The 15,720-nt window shown below is 61.5% G+C and carries 14 protein-coding genes; 2 read left to right on the top strand and 12 right to left on the bottom strand.

The genetic code is table 11. The features are described 5' to 3' along the window. Positions 1-334: 334 nt before the first annotated feature. From ACLRGI_RS03765 to ACLRGI_RS03715, 11 genes are all read right to left on the bottom strand, one after another. Positions 335-1,384: a PDDEXK nuclease domain-containing protein gene (locus ACLRGI_RS03765; RefSeq protein ID WP_419200372.1), complete on the bottom strand. Its 1,050-nt coding sequence runs from the start codon at positions 1,382-1,384 to the stop codon at positions 335-337. A gap of 192 nt (positions 1,385-1,576) precedes the next feature. After that, positions 1,577-1,957 carry a DUF4913 domain-containing protein gene (locus ACLRGI_RS03760; RefSeq protein WP_419200371.1) on the bottom strand — a complete coding sequence of 127 codons (381 nt, stop codon included), beginning with the start codon at positions 1,955-1,957 and terminating at the stop codon, positions 1,577-1,579. Then, positions 1,954-3,678 (bottom strand): type IV secretory system conjugative DNA transfer family protein, encoded by a 1,725-nt coding sequence (locus tag ACLRGI_RS03755; RefSeq protein WP_419200370.1) that lies wholly within the window; start codon positions 3,676-3,678, stop codon positions 1,954-1,956. Before ACLRGI_RS03755 ends, ACLRGI_RS03760 begins: the two co-directional genes overlap by 4 nt. Next, positions 3,675-5,315, bottom strand: coding sequence for a putative type IV secretion/conjugal transfer ATPase (locus ACLRGI_RS03750; RefSeq protein ID WP_419200369.1), 1,641 nt, complete (start codon positions 5,313-5,315; stop codon positions 3,675-3,677). Before ACLRGI_RS03750 ends, ACLRGI_RS03755 begins: the two co-directional genes overlap by 4 nt. Continuing rightward, positions 5,312-6,874, bottom strand: coding sequence for a hypothetical protein (locus ACLRGI_RS03745; RefSeq protein WP_419200368.1), 1,563 nt, complete (start codon positions 6,872-6,874; stop codon positions 5,312-5,314). The genes ACLRGI_RS03750 and ACLRGI_RS03745 overlap by 4 nt, the downstream gene beginning before the upstream one ends. A 24-nt stretch (positions 6,875-6,898) precedes the next feature. Beyond that, positions 6,899-8,761, bottom strand: coding sequence for a hypothetical protein (locus tag ACLRGI_RS03740; RefSeq protein WP_419200367.1), 1,863 nt, complete (start codon positions 8,759-8,761; stop codon positions 6,899-6,901). Positions 8,762-8,783: 22 nt separating this feature from the next. Beyond that, a complete protein-coding gene (locus ACLRGI_RS03735; protein ID WP_419200366.1) occupies positions 8,784-9,566 on the bottom strand; it encodes a hypothetical protein in 783 nt (260 codons plus the stop codon). Positions 9,567-9,569: 3 nt separating this feature from the next. Continuing rightward, complete coding sequence (locus ACLRGI_RS03730; RefSeq protein ID WP_419200365.1) at positions 9,570-9,914, bottom strand: hypothetical protein; 345 nt, start codon at positions 9,912-9,914, stop codon at positions 9,570-9,572. 13 nt (positions 9,915-9,927) lie between these two features. Further along, a complete protein-coding gene (locus ACLRGI_RS03725) occupies positions 9,928-11,109 on the bottom strand; it encodes a MinD/ParA family ATP-binding protein (RefSeq protein WP_419200364.1) in 1,182 nt (393 codons plus the stop codon). 41 nt (positions 11,110-11,150) lie between these two features. Continuing rightward, complete coding sequence (locus ACLRGI_RS03720) at positions 11,151-11,687, bottom strand: hypothetical protein (protein ID WP_419200363.1); 537 nt, start codon at positions 11,685-11,687, stop codon at positions 11,151-11,153. Then, the gene (locus ACLRGI_RS03715; protein WP_419200362.1) at positions 11,687-12,760 is read right to left on the bottom strand and encodes a M23 family metallopeptidase; all 1,074 of its coding nucleotides are present in this window, start codon (positions 12,758-12,760) and stop codon (positions 11,687-11,689) included. The genes ACLRGI_RS03720 and ACLRGI_RS03715 overlap by 1 nt, the downstream gene beginning before the upstream one ends. A gap of 368 nt (positions 12,761-13,128) precedes the next feature. On the opposite strand from ACLRGI_RS03715, the gene ACLRGI_RS03710 reads away from it, so the two are divergent. Both ACLRGI_RS03710 and ACLRGI_RS03705 read left to right on the top strand, forming a co-directional pair. Continuing rightward, on the top strand, positions 13,129-13,464 hold the full coding sequence (locus ACLRGI_RS03710; protein ID WP_419200361.1) for an ArsR/SmtB family transcription factor: 336 nt from the start codon (positions 13,129-13,131) through the stop codon (positions 13,462-13,464). 266 nt (positions 13,465-13,730) lie between these two features. Further along, positions 13,731-14,804, top strand: coding sequence for an alpha/beta hydrolase family protein (locus ACLRGI_RS03705; protein ID WP_419200360.1), 1,074 nt, complete (start codon positions 13,731-13,733; stop codon positions 14,802-14,804). On the opposite strand, the gene ACLRGI_RS03700 is transcribed toward ACLRGI_RS03705, so the two are convergent. Continuing rightward, a complete protein-coding gene (locus ACLRGI_RS03700) occupies positions 14,801-15,715 on the bottom strand; it encodes a hypothetical protein (RefSeq protein WP_419200359.1) in 915 nt (304 codons plus the stop codon). The genes ACLRGI_RS03705 and ACLRGI_RS03700 overlap by 4 nt on opposite strands. Positions 15,716-15,720 lie beyond the last annotated feature (5 nt).

The following is a 15,720-nucleotide window of genomic DNA, read 5'->3' as shown; positions in this document are numbered from 1 at the left end:
GAAACAGGCCAAGTGCGCGGGCTCCGCGTATCAGACTCAAGCACACCCCAGCCTGATGTCAGACAGGTGGCCAAGAGTCGTCAGAATAGAGTCCGAATTCTCATTCACGGGCAGTTGCTCAAGGAACTCTTTGAACACAACCTGACACCCTGCCTGCTCCTGACGGCAGCGTGACATACGGGTGCTTATCGGCGTACAGCTGTTCGGGAAACGCCTGTCAAACTGTGGCGAGCTGCGGCTACTGGAGGAGTTCGGGAGGGCTCACAAGACTCACAAGGACTCACAAGCCTACTGCCGATGAGTTCTAGTCGTTGACCATCGCTGTCGGCGTCGTTCAGTCTTCGGATTCTGTGGTTGCTTCTGCCCATTCGAGTGCGGCGACAACGTGTCCTTCGTTAGGCAGGGCGATTTTTTCGTCTGCGGGCAGTTTGTCGTAGGTGTAGGCGGCGACTGCCATGGGTGAGGTCGAGCGGCCGAGGCTGTACCGGACGCTGCGGTCGTTCTTGGTGCCACAGATAAGGATGCCGATGGTTTCGTTGTGGTGCTCGCGGCGGAGCATGTCATCGACCAGGGCGACGTAGAAGTTCAACTTGCCGGCATACTCTGGCTGGAACTTTCCTGTCTTGAGCTCGATGACCACATACCGGTTCTGGTCCATGTGGAAGAACAGCATGTCGACGTAGTAGTCATCGCCGTCAACATCGAAGTGCACCTGCCGGCCAACGAACGAGAACCCCGGGCCGAGCTCTCGGAGGGTTTCGGCGATGCGGCTGGTCAGCGCATTTTCCAGGTCCCGTTCGGCGACTTCGCCCGACAGCCCGAGGAATTCGAAGTTGTAGGGGTCCTTGGACATCTGCTGGGCCAGTTCAGAAGATTGCGCAGCAAGCTGCTGCGCAAAGTTCGATGGGGCGTTCCCTGTGCGTTCCAGAGTCTTATTCATGATCATGTTCAGCAGGACGTTGCGTGACCACCCGTACTCCACGGCTGCTGCAGCGTAGGCGTCGGTGAGTTGTGGCTCGAGCTTCTTGTCGAGCAGGACCATGATGTGTCCCCACGGCAATTGCGCAGCAGCTTGCTGCGCAATTGCCCCCTCGGGCCACATTGCGGCGAAAGTTGTCATGTACTGGATGTTGCGGGGTGAGAGGCCCTTCATGTCAGGGAACTCCCGGCGTAGATCCTCCGAGAGGCGTTTGATCACCCCGCTCCCCCAGCCCTGCTGTTCCTGCTGCTGCCGGACCCCTTGGCCGATAGCCCAATACAACTCGATGAGCTGGGTATTAATCGTACGTAGTGCCTTGGTCCTGGCCGCTTTGACAGTTTCCTTCAGATCATCGAGAAGGGCCAGATAACCGAGGGGCAGGTCCAAGTCACGCGAGTCCGTCATGCCTCAACCCTATCGGGGGCCGCTGACAGCCCCGCTCCAAATTGTCCAGACACTGTCTGGACAATTAACGCCACGGACTGTGGCACTATTGGGCGTTTCATATCACTTGCCCTTTCGGGGGCCGACCGCAGCCTTCTGTCAGGAAGTAACCAAATTCTGAGTAGCAGCGCCCCTGCCCGCTGGTTCTATCTGTCATGGTGCCCAGCCGTTGGGTACCGCTTCCGTGACCAAACGTGGCGTGTACGTGTCATGGCGGTTGAAGAAGCGGTGCCCTTCCCTGCACAGCTCGAACGGGCCGGTGGCTGAGAACAGCGTTCTGGCGTGGGCGTCCCAGTGGTAGACGAACCAGCCGGAGAGGGTGTTTTCGTCCTCGGCCCGGACGTACTCCTCGTACAGGGCGCGGAGCCTTGTGACGGCTTCGGGGTGGTTCCACCACTGCGGGCACCAGTACCGGGTGTTCTCATCGTCCGTAACGGCCTCCACATGGTGAATGAAGGCTTCAACCCAGTCCACGAAGTTATCGATGAGTTCCTGTTCGCTCAGCTCAGGGGTTTCGCCAGTTGTGTCGCTCATGCTGCGACCTGCTTTTCAGGAACGGGATCCGTGGCCGGTTGGGGTTCGCCTTTGGCTATGCCGGCCGCGGCCGCCATGCCGGCCTCGATGGTCTTGCTCAGTTCCTTGTTCTTGTGCCAGGGGGTGAGCCGGAGCAAGGTGGCCGGGGCGGCGCTGCTGCTGAGGATTCCGGAGAACTTTGGTAGGTCGGCGAAATCCTGCACACTGACCTTGGGCAGGCGTTCCTTCCTGTCGGAGCCTGGCTCCTTGCGTTGGTAGGTGCCGATGGCCTTGGACAGGCCTTCAGTCCAATCGGTTTCCTCGTTGCTGCCCACGAAGCGGGTACCGGACATTTGCCATAGCGTCTGCATGCCTTTGGTGCCCCATTCGCCGCAGCCTTGGGACCAGCCCTGCAGGTAAAGGGTGAAGCAGAGGCCGCGGGAGCCGTAGTGGCTGAAGTCCTGCGGCAGCGTTGGCCAGGGAACGATGTTGGCTACTTCGTCCAGCTCGCCGACCAGGGGGATGGTCAACCGTGCTTCGCCGGGGGTTTCGCGGACGGCGGCGTTACAGATGGCTTTGATCATCGCTGTGAGTACGGCACCGGCACCGCCGGGGCCACGTTCGGACAGCAGGATCATGGTCTGCCGGCCCTCCATGAACTTGGCTGGGTCGAAGTTCCTGATGCCCGGTGTGGGAGTGGTCCACGCCAGAATGGCGTCGTGCACCAGGTCGCGGCACATGCGTTGCGTGGTGGCCACCAAGGATCCGCGTGTACGGTCGGGCCACTTGTCGAAGCCCCTCATTTCCGCAGCGGGGCGGGGGTATTGGTCGGCGAGGATGTTGCTGACTTTCTCGAACGATCCTTTGGAGATCCATTCATGGACATCTCCCAGGGCTTTCCCGGCCAGGGCTGCTGCCAGCAGCGTCCAGGCCAGGCAGGATTCACCGGCGGGGCCGAACTGGGTGTCCTCGGCCGCTTCGCTCTCGGTACGTGGGTTGTTCTTCACAGAAGCTGTGATGATCCACGATGCCAGACGCATGGCATCCTCGGTGCCTTTCACTTCCCACAGAGGGTTGAAGACGAAGTCCGGTGTGTCGGATTGCCGGTAAATCTTGCCGGTATCCCAGCACCAGACCGTTCCCAGCTGGTGGCGGGCAGCGATGACCTGTGCAACGCCGTCAACCTTATTCGAGGTCATCAGTGCAGCGCCGGGAGCTGCTGCCAGACGAGGAACCACGAAGCAGGAGGTCTTACCGGATCCAGGGCCCATGATGCAAACACCCAGATCCCGCCAGCCCTGATAGAGGACGGCAGCTTTCCCGGCAGCAGTCCGGCCCAACACTTGTCCAGGAGGCAGAGCCACGGCTTTCGGGTGCAACTGTGCGGCATCCTCCTTCCGCTCTTTCTCCATCAGGGGGGCGAGCTTGGCGCCGGTTGCGAGTCGGCTACCCAGCTCACGTTGCGCTGCACTGCCGGTGCCACCGCGGCCGGCGGACAGGAGCGCTACACCGAAGAGAGCCATGAGCGCCAGGACGATCGCAATCCATGTCGCAGCTCCGGGCCAGGCGAAGGTTCCTTCCTTGAACCGGGCCACCAACTCCGTGAAGTTCGTCCACGGCATCCCTGTCGGGGTCAGGAACTCACCAAGGTAAGCGGCGACCCAGGCGATGGCCACCAGGCCGACAAGGACGCCGGCGAGGCCGAGCTTCATCAGGGTGTCTGTTGAGGTTTGCTTGCTCATGCCGGGATGACCTCCATGACTTTGTCGGTGCTGGATTCTTCGGTGAACGCGATGGTGGAGGTGGACTTCATGGCCCCGTCCGTGTCGGTCAGTTCGACTTCGAGGGGGCTGCGGACGTGGATGGCTTCGAAGGGATCGTATTGGTCGATTTTGAACAGGCAGGTGCCCTTGACCAGTTTCGTGATGACCTCGGCCGTCCCGAGAGGGAGGGTGAACATCTCTTCGCAGGCCAGCGCGTCCGCGCTCTTTTGCTGCTTGTACAAAAGCACTGTGCCGCATTCCTTGAGCATGGAGATCGCAGGACTGTCTGGCGGGATGTCGGAGATGTGGTGGAACGCGAACTGGCAGGACAGGGACAGGGCGCGGGAGAGCTTGGTGTTGCGGCGGGTCACCGTGGCCACCGAGCCTTGGACGGTGTGCCAGGCCTCTTCAATCAGCAGAATCGTGGGGACTGCTTCTTCCTGACGGTAGAGGGTGTTCGCCAACCAGGTGTTGATGATCGTCATGACGATCGGCAGCGCCGGACCGTCCTCGGGCAGCAGCGACACGTCAAAGACCGTCAAACCGGCGTTGAGCTGGATATCAGCGCTGGTCTCCCCGTCGATCAGGCCGGCCAGGTCGTCCTCGATCATGCGTTCAAGCTCGAAGGCCGGGTCCTGGCCCCATTCGCGCAGCTCTTCCAAGGTCAGGTTCGTAGCCTTCGCGGCGGCCTCATTGGGCGCATAAAGGGCTCTGAGGACATGGCCGATGTGCGCGACTTCCCCAGCCTTCTTCGCATCCGTCAACGCCTGCCGGTGTGCCATGCGCACGGCTTTGCCTTCCTTGGGCGTCATCGGCCGGCGGAGTGCTTCTTCCATGACCGCGCGGACCAGCATGGACTGTCCGGCCGGGGTGCGGAACGCTTCGGCGCTGTCGTGGGTTTCCTCGTTCAGGCGGGCAGCAATACGAGGATCGAGAATGTTGATCCGGGATCCGCCCCCACCGATGCTGAACCGGACCGGAGCCACGCCGAGCTTCCGTGCAAGCGGTGTGTACTCGCCGCCGCCAACGTCCTTCTGGTACTTCTTATCGATCACCACGACGCGGCGGCCGAGGATCAGCTGACGGAGCACGCCCCAGGTCTTCATGGCCGAGGACTTTCCCTGCCCGAGGTCACCGATGTAACAGACGTTCGGGGATTCGAGGGTGTCACCGTAAGCGGTGAACGGGTCGTGGACGATCATCCACCCGGACCCGGCGTCGACGCCGAACACCAGGCCACGGTGCGACGTCGGCGGGGACGCAATCGCCATATGCGAGAACTCCATCTGCCGCGTGGAAGACGCCACACCCGGGGCGGCCGGGTCGTAGAACCCCAGCTTCGACGCGAACGCCCACTTACGTTCGTGGTGCCACCGTGTCTGGGCGTTCGCTTTGGCCTCAACCAGCTCACGCTCCCTGGCTTCCTTCTTCTCAGCCCTCTTCACAACCTTCTTCGTCAGCGGCTTCCTGCGGCTCAAACCTTCGGCGGGCGTATCTGCCGCAGCTGCTTCCAGCTCAAGTTTCCCGGCGCGGGCCTGGGCCCTGATGGTCCGCTTGGATTTGCTGGCGGCAGCCCACGGCAGGCTCAAACGCTTGGTCTCGTTCGTGGTGCTCATCGGATTCCCCTCGTGAACGGCATGGTGGTGATCAGGGCAAGGTCGTTGCGGTGGTCCAGCCAGTCAATGAACTCGATACCGGCATCGGAGGCTGCGGCCTCAACAATGTCGGTGGTGGACAGGATCTCGTTCGCGTCTTCCACGGCGAAGGAGATGTACAGCCCGTAGGCCGCGCCGTGGTGGCCGGAACCGGGCTTCAGATCCAGGAGGCGCTGGGTGGAGGCACCCATCAACACTTCTTCGGTGCCGTCGGTGACGACACCGGACTTGGCCACCTCGTTCCCCTTTGCCCGGTCCATCGCGGCATCCGAGCGGGCCTTGGACCGGGCACTGCGCGCATCTTCAAGCTCCATGACCATTGACACTGAGTGCACGACGGCGGGTTGGATGCCGCTGATGATGGCCTCGAGTGCTTCAACCGGGATCGGTGCGGGACTGAACGCCGAGGCTGGCACGTAGCCGGTACGGATGTGCCAGTGATCATTGACCACCAGAGAGATGGGAGAGGCTGCGCCGTCCAGGTGCTGCCAGCAGTCCATCAAGTCCGCGCCGTCGTAGTCGTCAATGTCGAAGTCCGGGTCCTGCAGGTGACGCAGCAGCGCGGCCATGGCCTGGGGACCCAGGGGCCGGGAGTTCGTGATCGAACCCATCATCGAGGCCTGGGCCATGGCGGAGCGGATTTCCTGATAGATCGCCTGACCAATCCCTTCGTCCCCTGACCCGTGGGCTTCCGCTCGGCGGTACAGGGCAGCGGAGCCGGGGATCCGGAACGTCTCATAGGTGCGGTGCTGTTCGGAGCGTGAACGTGTCGTCTCGCACAGGTCACCGTAGGACTCCAACAGGATCAGCGGAACGTTCTGCGCGACCCGCCTTTTGACCCACAACAGGTGGTCTGCCGAATCCATCGGCACTGCCCGGGCCAACGTCTGGACATGGGTGACGAGGGATTGACGGCGTGCCAACCGGGCGAGGTACTGGCCACGGGCGACATGGCCGGATTCCTTCCGGTACTCCTCCCGGATACCGGAGGACGACCCCATGACCTCCATCGTGGCCGTGTAGTAGGACTTCTTGACCTTGCCCTGATGCCGGAAGATGACCAGCGGCCCTTCCGGGGTGTCGATGGCGAAGTGCCGGACGGTGCCCACCATGAGAGGTGCGTTGTCCTCGTGCCGGATGGGCACTTCGATCATGCCGTTCTCGTCGGCGCGGTCACGGTCCTTCTTCCCGGCCTTGATCATCCGCGTCTGCGGGCGGTCCTTGACCGGAACGTAGACCAGGGACTTGTTTTTGGCGCGGACCTTCTTGTGCCGGACCTCCACGAAGAGAGCGCCCAGGGAGCGGTGGCCGGAGAACTTGTTGGGTGTGGTCAGGATGACCCCTGCCAGGACCAATACTGCTGCGAGAATCAGGGCGAGGATCTGGCTGCCGCCGACCAGGACGATCAGCAGTGCCGCACCGATGGATGCGGACAGGCCGATCCATTCCGGTGCCGTGCGGTTTCCTCCGAACAGCCCACGGCTCTGGACCTCACCGCCGACAACAACCATTCTTCCCATGACTACCTACTCCTTGTACTTCTCTTACCGGCCACTGATGTGGTCGGTATCCGGTGCCATCGAACGGGCAGAGCGCTGGCCGCGCATGGAGGCCTGGCGTGCAGCTTCCCGGCCCGCGAGCAGGAACGCCGTCGCGCCGCCGGCTGCGACCTTCACCGATCCCCTCCCCACTGCCCCGGCCCCGGCCTTCAAAGCCTGTGCTGCCTTCGCGCCGCCGGTTCCGGCGCGATCGGCTTTCTGCAGCTCACCGATCGTGCGGGTTTCCGGCTGGCCCTGCGTCTGGCCGCCTTGGCGGTCCTGTACGGAGAGAGAATCCTGCTCGTTGGGAACCCTGGAAGCTGCACTGCGGCGGCCGGAGATACCGGGACCGTTCGATCCCAGTCCTGAGCTGCCCTGGCCCTCTGATTGCGCTGTCATCGAAGAGGGGCCGTTCGTGGCAGGCGCACCGCCGTTAGGGCGCCCGCTCCGCCCGCCGGTGGTGCCGGCCTGTACCTGCGCGGTCCGTTTCTGTCGGATGGCCGAGGAGATTGCCGCGCCTGCACCGGCGACCAGGGCTGGTCCGGCGATGGACTGACGGCCCTCACCAAGGCTGCTTGAGGATGAGGGCAGGATCGGGACGTACTTGTAAAGCATCGGCAGAGCGAAAGCCAGAACACACATCGCGGCCGCGGCCAGGAACACTGACGTCGCGTTCACCATGCCATCGTCTACGCCCTCGCCGACGAACGCAGGACGCGAGGCGATGTAGCTGAACACTGCACCCATGAGCAGGAGCAGCAATGGCTTCGACAGGGAGATCCCGAGCCACAGCGCGCCGACCTTGCCCACGCGTTCGCGGTACTTGGGGTGGATCAAGAAGCCGATCATGATCGCAATGGCCAACCCAAGCAGGTACAGGGCGAGCGGCTGCAAAGCGAGCAACCCGAGCATGGCCCAGGCAGCAATGAACAGCAGCCCGAACAGCAGGACCGCAGCCAAAGGCCCGAACGCGCCGCTGGATTCATAGGAAGCGAACCGGGAAATAGCGACCCCGAAGTCCGTGACCCGGCTGGAAGTCCAGAACGTGATCCCTTCAGTGACACCGCTCATCCACCCGTTGATCACATAACCGATCGGAGGACCGAACAGCACCAAGACCATGGACAACGGCCCGTACCAGAGCAGCGACGTCCGGGCGGAATCCATATCGATCTCTTCGTTCGCGACGTCTTTCCAGAGCTTGAAATACACAAACCCCATAACCAAGATCCCGATCCCGGCGAACACTGCCCACGTGGCACGAAAGCCGTCATCAATCTCGAACACCGAGACCTTCAACAGGTTGTTCAGTACCTCGTTGGTGGACTTCACACCCTCGGCCTTGACCGAGTTCGCGAACTTCTCAAACCCGTCCTTCGCGTTAGCGATGAACGCCACGGTATCGACCGTGCCCAGGACGACCTGGCCGCCCGGCATCGCCGAGATGGCCGTCCGCATCACCACGCCAGCAATCGGAGCGAACTTATTGAATACAGCCCCTTGGGCGCACCAGGTGGTACCCGAGGCAGGCGCACCAGCAGTTGGAAGCGCGGCGCAGAAGGGGACGGTGTTCTTGCCGTCGTAGTCCAGCACCTTTTCGGGCGTAGTCAGGAAAGAGCCGAACGCTTTGGCCGCAACGTTTTCACAGTTGCTGCCACCCATGGCTCCGAAGAACAACGGATCACCACAGACTGACTTACCCAGTTCCTGGTTTAACCGGTTCGTAATTTTGACCCGTTGGTCCTCCGGCAGACCAGCTAGGCGCTTGAGTTGGTCTGCGTTCAATCTCTCGGACTTGCTCACGTCATCCGCCGCCTGTGCAGGACCGGCGTCGATTACCCCAAAGCTGAGGAACAACGACAAAAACACTGCGGCCAGTCGGATCGTCCTGCTAACGCTTAGCGTTTGCATACTCGACCCACCCCTCGCGGCTGATGTCCTTGAAGAAGGCGTTGACCAGATTGTCCCGAAGAACCGGTGTGGCCTCGTCCTCCATGTTGGTCCCCACGCTCATCGGGCCGCCGTCCTTGACTCGCCCCCCGAAATCTTGTCCGTCAGCGACAATTGCAGCATCCGAAATTTTCCAGTCGCCGTCCCAGACGAGCTCAAAAGTGGCCGTTTGGAAGAAGGCACTTGGGGCAGTCTTTACATTTGCGCCGACAGCCCCGAAGAAAACCTGAACTACTGCCTTCTTTTTCGCTGCGCAGCTAGCAGACCGGTACAGGCCACCGGATGCTACGTCCGTCCGATAAAACCAGCCACCGTCAAAAGGCGCGCTGGGAAGTTCTCTCGAGGTGGTCAGCAGATCGCCCTGGAAGGTGACTTTCTCCGTCCAAGCGCCGGCCTTGCCAACTTCAGCCAGAATTTTCTTTTGCTGCGCCCAGGTTGCAACGTTTACGTCCTCAATGAGGTGGGTGTAGTTGGCGGCTGCTTGGGCGGCTGAGTCGCAGCTGCCGTTGTAGCCGGTGATGGTTTTGCCGTCGCTGGCGGTCTTAGTTCCGCCTTCGTTGATCTTGATCCCGGAGACAGGGAACCCGAACTTCCCGGACGCCTGCAGGGAGCTGGGATCATCCTGTTTGGCCGCCGGTGCCGGTGGATTCAGCAAGACGACGGCAACAGCGATAACCAGGATCACCGCTCCCAAGGCAGTGAGGAGTCTCCAGTGTTTCCGCATGGGTTAGGCTCCTGCTGCGGTGGCAAGTGCCAGGATGCCCCCGAGGATCACACTGGCGCCAGCTGCGGCACCGAAGGCCATGCCGGTCTTCTTGGCCCCTGCTGCGCCTTCTTCGATGTCGTCCGAGTGGCCGCGGTTGCGGGCGATGCCCCACTTCATGAGGTTCCAGATGAAGTATCCAGCCAGGATGAGCAGGGCAAGAGCCCAGAGGCCGCCGAGGATCAGTTGGACAGCTCCTTCGAACTTCACGCCGAAAACGCTGATGCTGGGTGTTACGCCGTCAAGGGGATTGTCGATGGTGGGCGCGGCGGTCTGGATAATGATTCCGTTGCTGATGGTGCTGAACATGATTCTTGATTCCTTATCGGTTGGTGGTTTTGGTGGACGTGGCGCGGTCAACGGCCAGGAGGCCTTCAGCGATTTCCGCTGACGCCCGTTCGAAGGCGCGGCGGGCCGGGTCACCGACGAGCTGCCAGTCGATGATGGAGCCGGTATCCAGCGCACCGTCGTACGGGATGTCGATCAGGACCCGCACCGCGGAGGCAAGGTTCTCGCGTAGCTCTGCCTGCTCGGCTGCGGAGACTTTCGCTCCGCCGCCCTGGGTGACCAGGACGACGGCGTTGCTCACCAGGTCCTTGTAGTGAGGGTTGCCGGTGCGCTCGGACATGGATTCGAGCTGTTCGATCATCCGCAGGGCCGAGACGACGGCGTTGCGCTTCAACGTCGTGGGGATCACCAGCTGGTCGGTGACCTCGATCGAGGCGAGCCAGTTCGCCGAGCGGGTGTTGTTCCCGGTGTCCACGATGATGGTGTCGTAGAAACGGCTCACAACCGTGTGGATGCGGTTGAACTCATCGGCACCAATGGACTTCATCCGGTCCGCGTCCTCGTCCGCGACCAGGACGGAGAACTGGTTATTGCCCTGATGGCGCGTGTAGTAGGACAGCTCACCCTTGCGGGCGGTGACAGTCTCGAAGGACTCCAGGACGTTCAACAGATCCCAGACAGTGCGGGTGGAGTCGTTCGCGTTGGTCCGCACGCCGGCGGTGCCCATCATCTCGTTGTTGTCCCATACCAGCGTCTGCTGGCCTGAGTGGATCCCGAACGTGGAGCCCAAGCCGACGCTGCACATCGTCTTGCCCACCCCGCCCAGGGGCTGGGCGACCATGAGCTGCATCGGACGGGAGTACACCCGCTGGATCGCGGACAGATCCGCCCGGCGCGCAAGCTCGGCCGCGCCCACTTTGGGGCTGATCAGACCGAAGCTGACCGCCCGCAGGAAGGCCTGCCAACCGGTGGCCGGCGGCAGCTGGTCGTTCACGTTCTCCTTACGGAGCACAGTGGCGCTGCGGCGGCCACTGACCAAAGGTGCTTCGCGGTGATCCACCACCGTCTCAGGCTTCGTTTCCTCTGCGGCCGGTTCGGCATCTGGTACGGCGTGGATGATCGCGGCCGGGTCCGTTGCGATTGCTTCGGGTTCGGCATCGGTCAGGCTGATGGGTGCGCGGCTCTTCCGTTCGCTCCCTTGCCAGTTCGTGCTCATCGGATGATTCCTCTCGCTCGTTACAGGTTCTGTCTAAAGGTTCATGACGTCGGGTCTTGCGGGGAGATAGCTGTTACCAGCCAGGGCTGCTGCTGTCCGGAACGGTGGAGCAGCATCTTCCAGCGGCCCGCATCGGTGGAGAACATCGCGGTGACAGTCAGCGGGTTGCCGGCTTCCCTGCTGATAGCAGGTCCGTCCGTGACTTTCCGGATTGGCACCCGGGCCGGGTCGATGTACTTCGCGTCCTCGGCGTATTCCGGTGCAAGATGCGGGGCGAGGTCAGCGAACCAGGTTGTTTCCGGGACATCGGGCCGGGCGAACAGGCCCATGACCTTGGCCGCGGTCTCCTTGACCGAGTTCCCCGCAGCTGCATCCCACGTAACTTCAGGGACGCCATAGTGCTCATCGGCCCCGTGATCGTGGCCGTCTTCGGCATGCTGGCTCTCCTGGCCGGCCTGTCCGGTGTTCACCATGGGGGTGGAATCTGGTGCTGGTTCGGTGCCCGCGTTTCCGGCGCAGGCACTCAGGGAGAGCGCAGCGGCGACAAGTATGGCTGTGAGTGCGAGTGGCTTGCGCATCAGAGCATGCCTTTCTCTTTCAGGATCGGAGTCGGGTCGATGGTGGGATTGATCGGGACCATGGGGTTGGGCAGGGCACCGGCGAAAAACTCCATGTGCAGGTGGCGGCCGGTGACGTTGCCCGTCGCGCCCTCTGTGCCGATAGGTGTCCCGGCGGCCACGGTGTCACCTGCTTTGACCTTCACCGACCCGGCTTCCATGTGGTACATGCCAATGGTGAGCCTCCCGTCCACGGTCTGGCCGGTCACCCCGGTGCCGAACAGGCCGTCGAGGTTGCGGACCTTGACGATCTTCATGTCCGTGATGGCCACGATCGTTCCCGGCCCTCCGGGGTGAACAAAGTCGATGCCGTAGTGGAAGTTGGCCAGCACTCCCCCGGCAGTACCCGGCGGGGCAGGACGGGGACCGTAGCCGCTGCTGTTGATCGCCCCGTCCATGGGAGCGACCCACTTACCGGCCAACTCCCCCACAACCTGGTTGCCCTCTGCCGGGCACACGCCGGACGGGTCCACAGTTGCGGCGGAATCCCCACCCAAGGCTTTGAAGACTTCCGTGGCTTGGGCGCGGAACTTTGTGTAGTGGTTCGGGTCCGCGTTCCGCTGCGTCCGGTGGATGGCGATTGTCGGTTCGAGGGTTTCCCAACCCTCCACTTTCTCGAGTGCCTTGAAGAAGTTCGTCGCCGAAATGGTGGGGTCCATCCGGTCCCCGTACGATCCCCATGCGCCATTGGCGCGCTGCTGGAACAACCCACGCGAATCCGGACCGGCCCCGTCGCCATAGCCAACGACGCGGAGCGTGGACTCACCAATGGCCGCCTGAATGCCGATCAGCTGCGCCGCGACCGGCAACTTCAGTGGCTTGGCCGCGTTCATAATCGCCTGGGCGTTCTTCATCTGCTCGGCGTCAAACCCGGGCACTCCCCCGGCAGGGGCAAGACCAGCGGCTGCACCGGCACGTGAGGCGCACGATGACGCCGCCTGCGCCGGATCACTGTCGTCCAGGACAACAGTGACAAGGCCAACGGTCAGTAGCGCCACGATAGAGGCGCCCGTAATGACTTTGCGGGCGGTCATCGATTCACCACCGAAGGGTGCCTGCGGCGGGTAGGCAGTGACGTGTTCACTGGCCGTTGTTTGCCGAACGGCAGCATATTCTTCAAAACCTGTCCCTCCCCCATGGGCATCGCTTCTTGTCTACTGCCACCTACTGACCATCAAGTTGCTGGTCGACGGGCCATTCTTCTCTGGCTGTAACCAAGCTGCTTGTCGCATCGTCAGCATTAGACGCATCTAGTCCTTCGACAGGATCCCCTCCCGAAGGACGCCGCGCGTCCATTTTTCGAATAAGGCCTACAATTTGACTGTAGCTCAAAGTGCATCATTTAGCGATACACTTTGGTCTGCGAGTCAGAGCCATCCAAAAAATCGGGCAAGATAGACGCATGCCGCGCCTCATCCAGCCCAATCATCCGCAGGAGGTTGAGGCAGCTATCGAAGTTCTCGGAAACCGAGCCCACGCGGCCATCCTGCGTTACCTGCATCAGAACGGCCCCTGCACCACCGGCGAAATCCTCAAGGGACTTGTCCTGGACGATAACAAGAAGCTGACCCGCCCCAGCCTTCAACACCATCTGGAAGCCCTCGAAGCTGCCGGCGCCGTCACGGCCGACTTCCCTGCGGGTCAGCGGCATGGCAAACGCGTAAAATACGAGGCCAACATTGACGCCGTGGAGTTCAAGATGCTTCCGGCCTATCTCAACTACCTCCGCGGTAGATGAGTTTCCACAGTTCATAACAAGCCTTGTCAAAGAGCGTTACCATTTTTGTTTCACTAAGCACGTTACATCCCTGTAGTGAACATGTGCAACGTGTGTAGGGAGCATGATCTACGTCTCATCAGCCAGTAAGGGACGTTACGATGTCTGGGTTCCACTTCCCTTGATCGGCCCTGGAGGACGAAGACCTAATGCTGACGACACGGCGCATCCTGACCTGGACGGCGTTCCTTTTGCCGGCTGCAGGGCTATCCGGGTTCGCTGTCGTCATGGCTCGCAAAATCGTAAAGCGAGGGCCAAAGGACTACCGCCGCGCCGAGGTGCTGGACGGCGGCCGCCGCATTCGAATTGATCTGGACGACTACACCAAGGCACCAGGCGACTTCGGCGTCTTCGACCCCGCGACAGCCAAATACACGCGCGTCGGTGAGGTCACCCTGATCGACGAGGATCAAAAATTCGTAGAAAGGCTGCTTGATCCGTCGGGCTCTACGCCGCTAGATCTGGGTCCAATCGTCGATTGGACCCCGGATGTGTTCTTCGAACCCGCTGCTGTCCGCGGAAACTATCAAGAGGTGCACGTGCCCACCGATTACGGTGCTGCGCCGGCATGGCTATTTGAGGCCGCAAATACGGACGTATGGGTGATCCATATCCATGGCAGCTGGACCGACCGCGCAATTATGTTCCGAGATGTCCATGCGTTCAGCTCCTTAGGATTTACCTCCCTAGTACCCACATTTCGCAGTGACGCCGAGGTCAGTCCACCACAGGCGGAATCGAGTCACCTTGGGCAAACGGAATGGCGTGACGTGGAAAGCGCTGTTTCCTATGCGGTCGCTCATGGAGCCAAGCGCATCGTTCTCTCCGGCTGGTCAATGGGTGGGACCATGGCCCTGCTCACGGCAGAGCGCAGTGCCCACCGGGACAAGATCGTAGGGCTCGTTCTGGTAGGTCCCGTCACCAGCTGGCGAAAGGCAATCACAGCGGGGGCGGTTCGGGCGAGGGTGCCGGCGGTTGGTGCAGCCCTTGTTATACGCCTGTTGGAGGCCCCCTTGTTTGCGAGGATGCTCGGGCTGGAGGAGCCGATCGATTTCGATGCGCTGGATTGGGTGGACGTAGCCAACAGAGTGGAAGTACCGACGCTGGTCTTGCACTCGACCGCGGACCAAGAGGTTCCTTGGGAGATCTCGGACGCCTTCCAACGCGCGAATCCGGTCGCCGTCACCTTGATATCACTACCTGAGTCTCACCACACGCAGGAGTGGAACGCTTCGCCTTCTGCTTTTAGCAGCGCACTGACCAGGTGGGTCAGCAACACGATCTTGACCAAACAGAGCTAGGTCCGCACGTCCAGCTTGGCTTCGATCTGGCTGATCCTGCCTTGAACAGAGTCCGGGAAGTCCATCAAGTTCACCCGCTCGTAGTTGTGCAGGATGATGAGGCTTTTATAGACGCCGTTTTCGAGCGTTTCATTGAAGAGATCCCAGGCCGGACTGACTCGTGACCGATCGGCACGGACGCGCGTCCTCAACGCGGTCAGCCACAGAGCATCGATCATCCAGAGACGCAATCTGGGCAGCTGCTTCGACAGGAAGAGAATCAACCATCCCGCGGCGGTCACTGAAAGGCCTACGTAGAAAAGGCGGTCAAACCAGGCGCCGATATCGCGGGCGAGGGCGTCCCAGGGCGTGAAATGGAACAGCACCACGTATGTGATGTGGCATGAAACGGAGATCGCCACCACAAGCAGGCCCGCTGAGAATGTGGCATACAAGCCTCTGGCTTTGTGCCGGAGCATGTAGATGATCCTGAGCACGGTGAACAACAGCGCGACCATGTAGATGCCGCTATACACGGCGGTAGCGAGCTGGTCCATGCGGGTATCGATGAAGTCTGCGGCCGTTGGAGCTTTGTCTTGGATCAGGGCGAAGCTGGAAATCATGATGGGAATGCTCAGCAGTGGCGCGTAGTAGGTCCATCTGACTATGGGTACGTTCGCCAAACGCCGCACGCTGTCGTTGAAGAAGAAAATCGCCAGGAGCGCGAAGATGGCTTGAAGAAGGTTCGTTACATTGATGCCACCGAGGTAGCGGTCAATGTCCTCCAACGGTGTGACCGTTCCCAAAACATAGAGTGCCGCGAGCCCGAAGATCGACGCCACCCATGAGGCCCGGGATTCTGCGATCTTGACCACCGAGGGGATCCGAAGCAGGCAAAGTGCGGCCAGCAGCGCAAAGAGCAACAGTTTCATGGTCT

The sequence above is a fragment of the Paenarthrobacter sp. PPS72 genome (assembly GCF_048537125.1).
GTDB lineage: Bacteria > Actinomycetota > Actinomycetes > Actinomycetales > Micrococcaceae > Arthrobacter > Arthrobacter nitroguajacolicus_E.
Note: the sequence above shows the minus strand (reverse complement) of the source record. Positions and strands in the feature narration are given on the sequence as shown.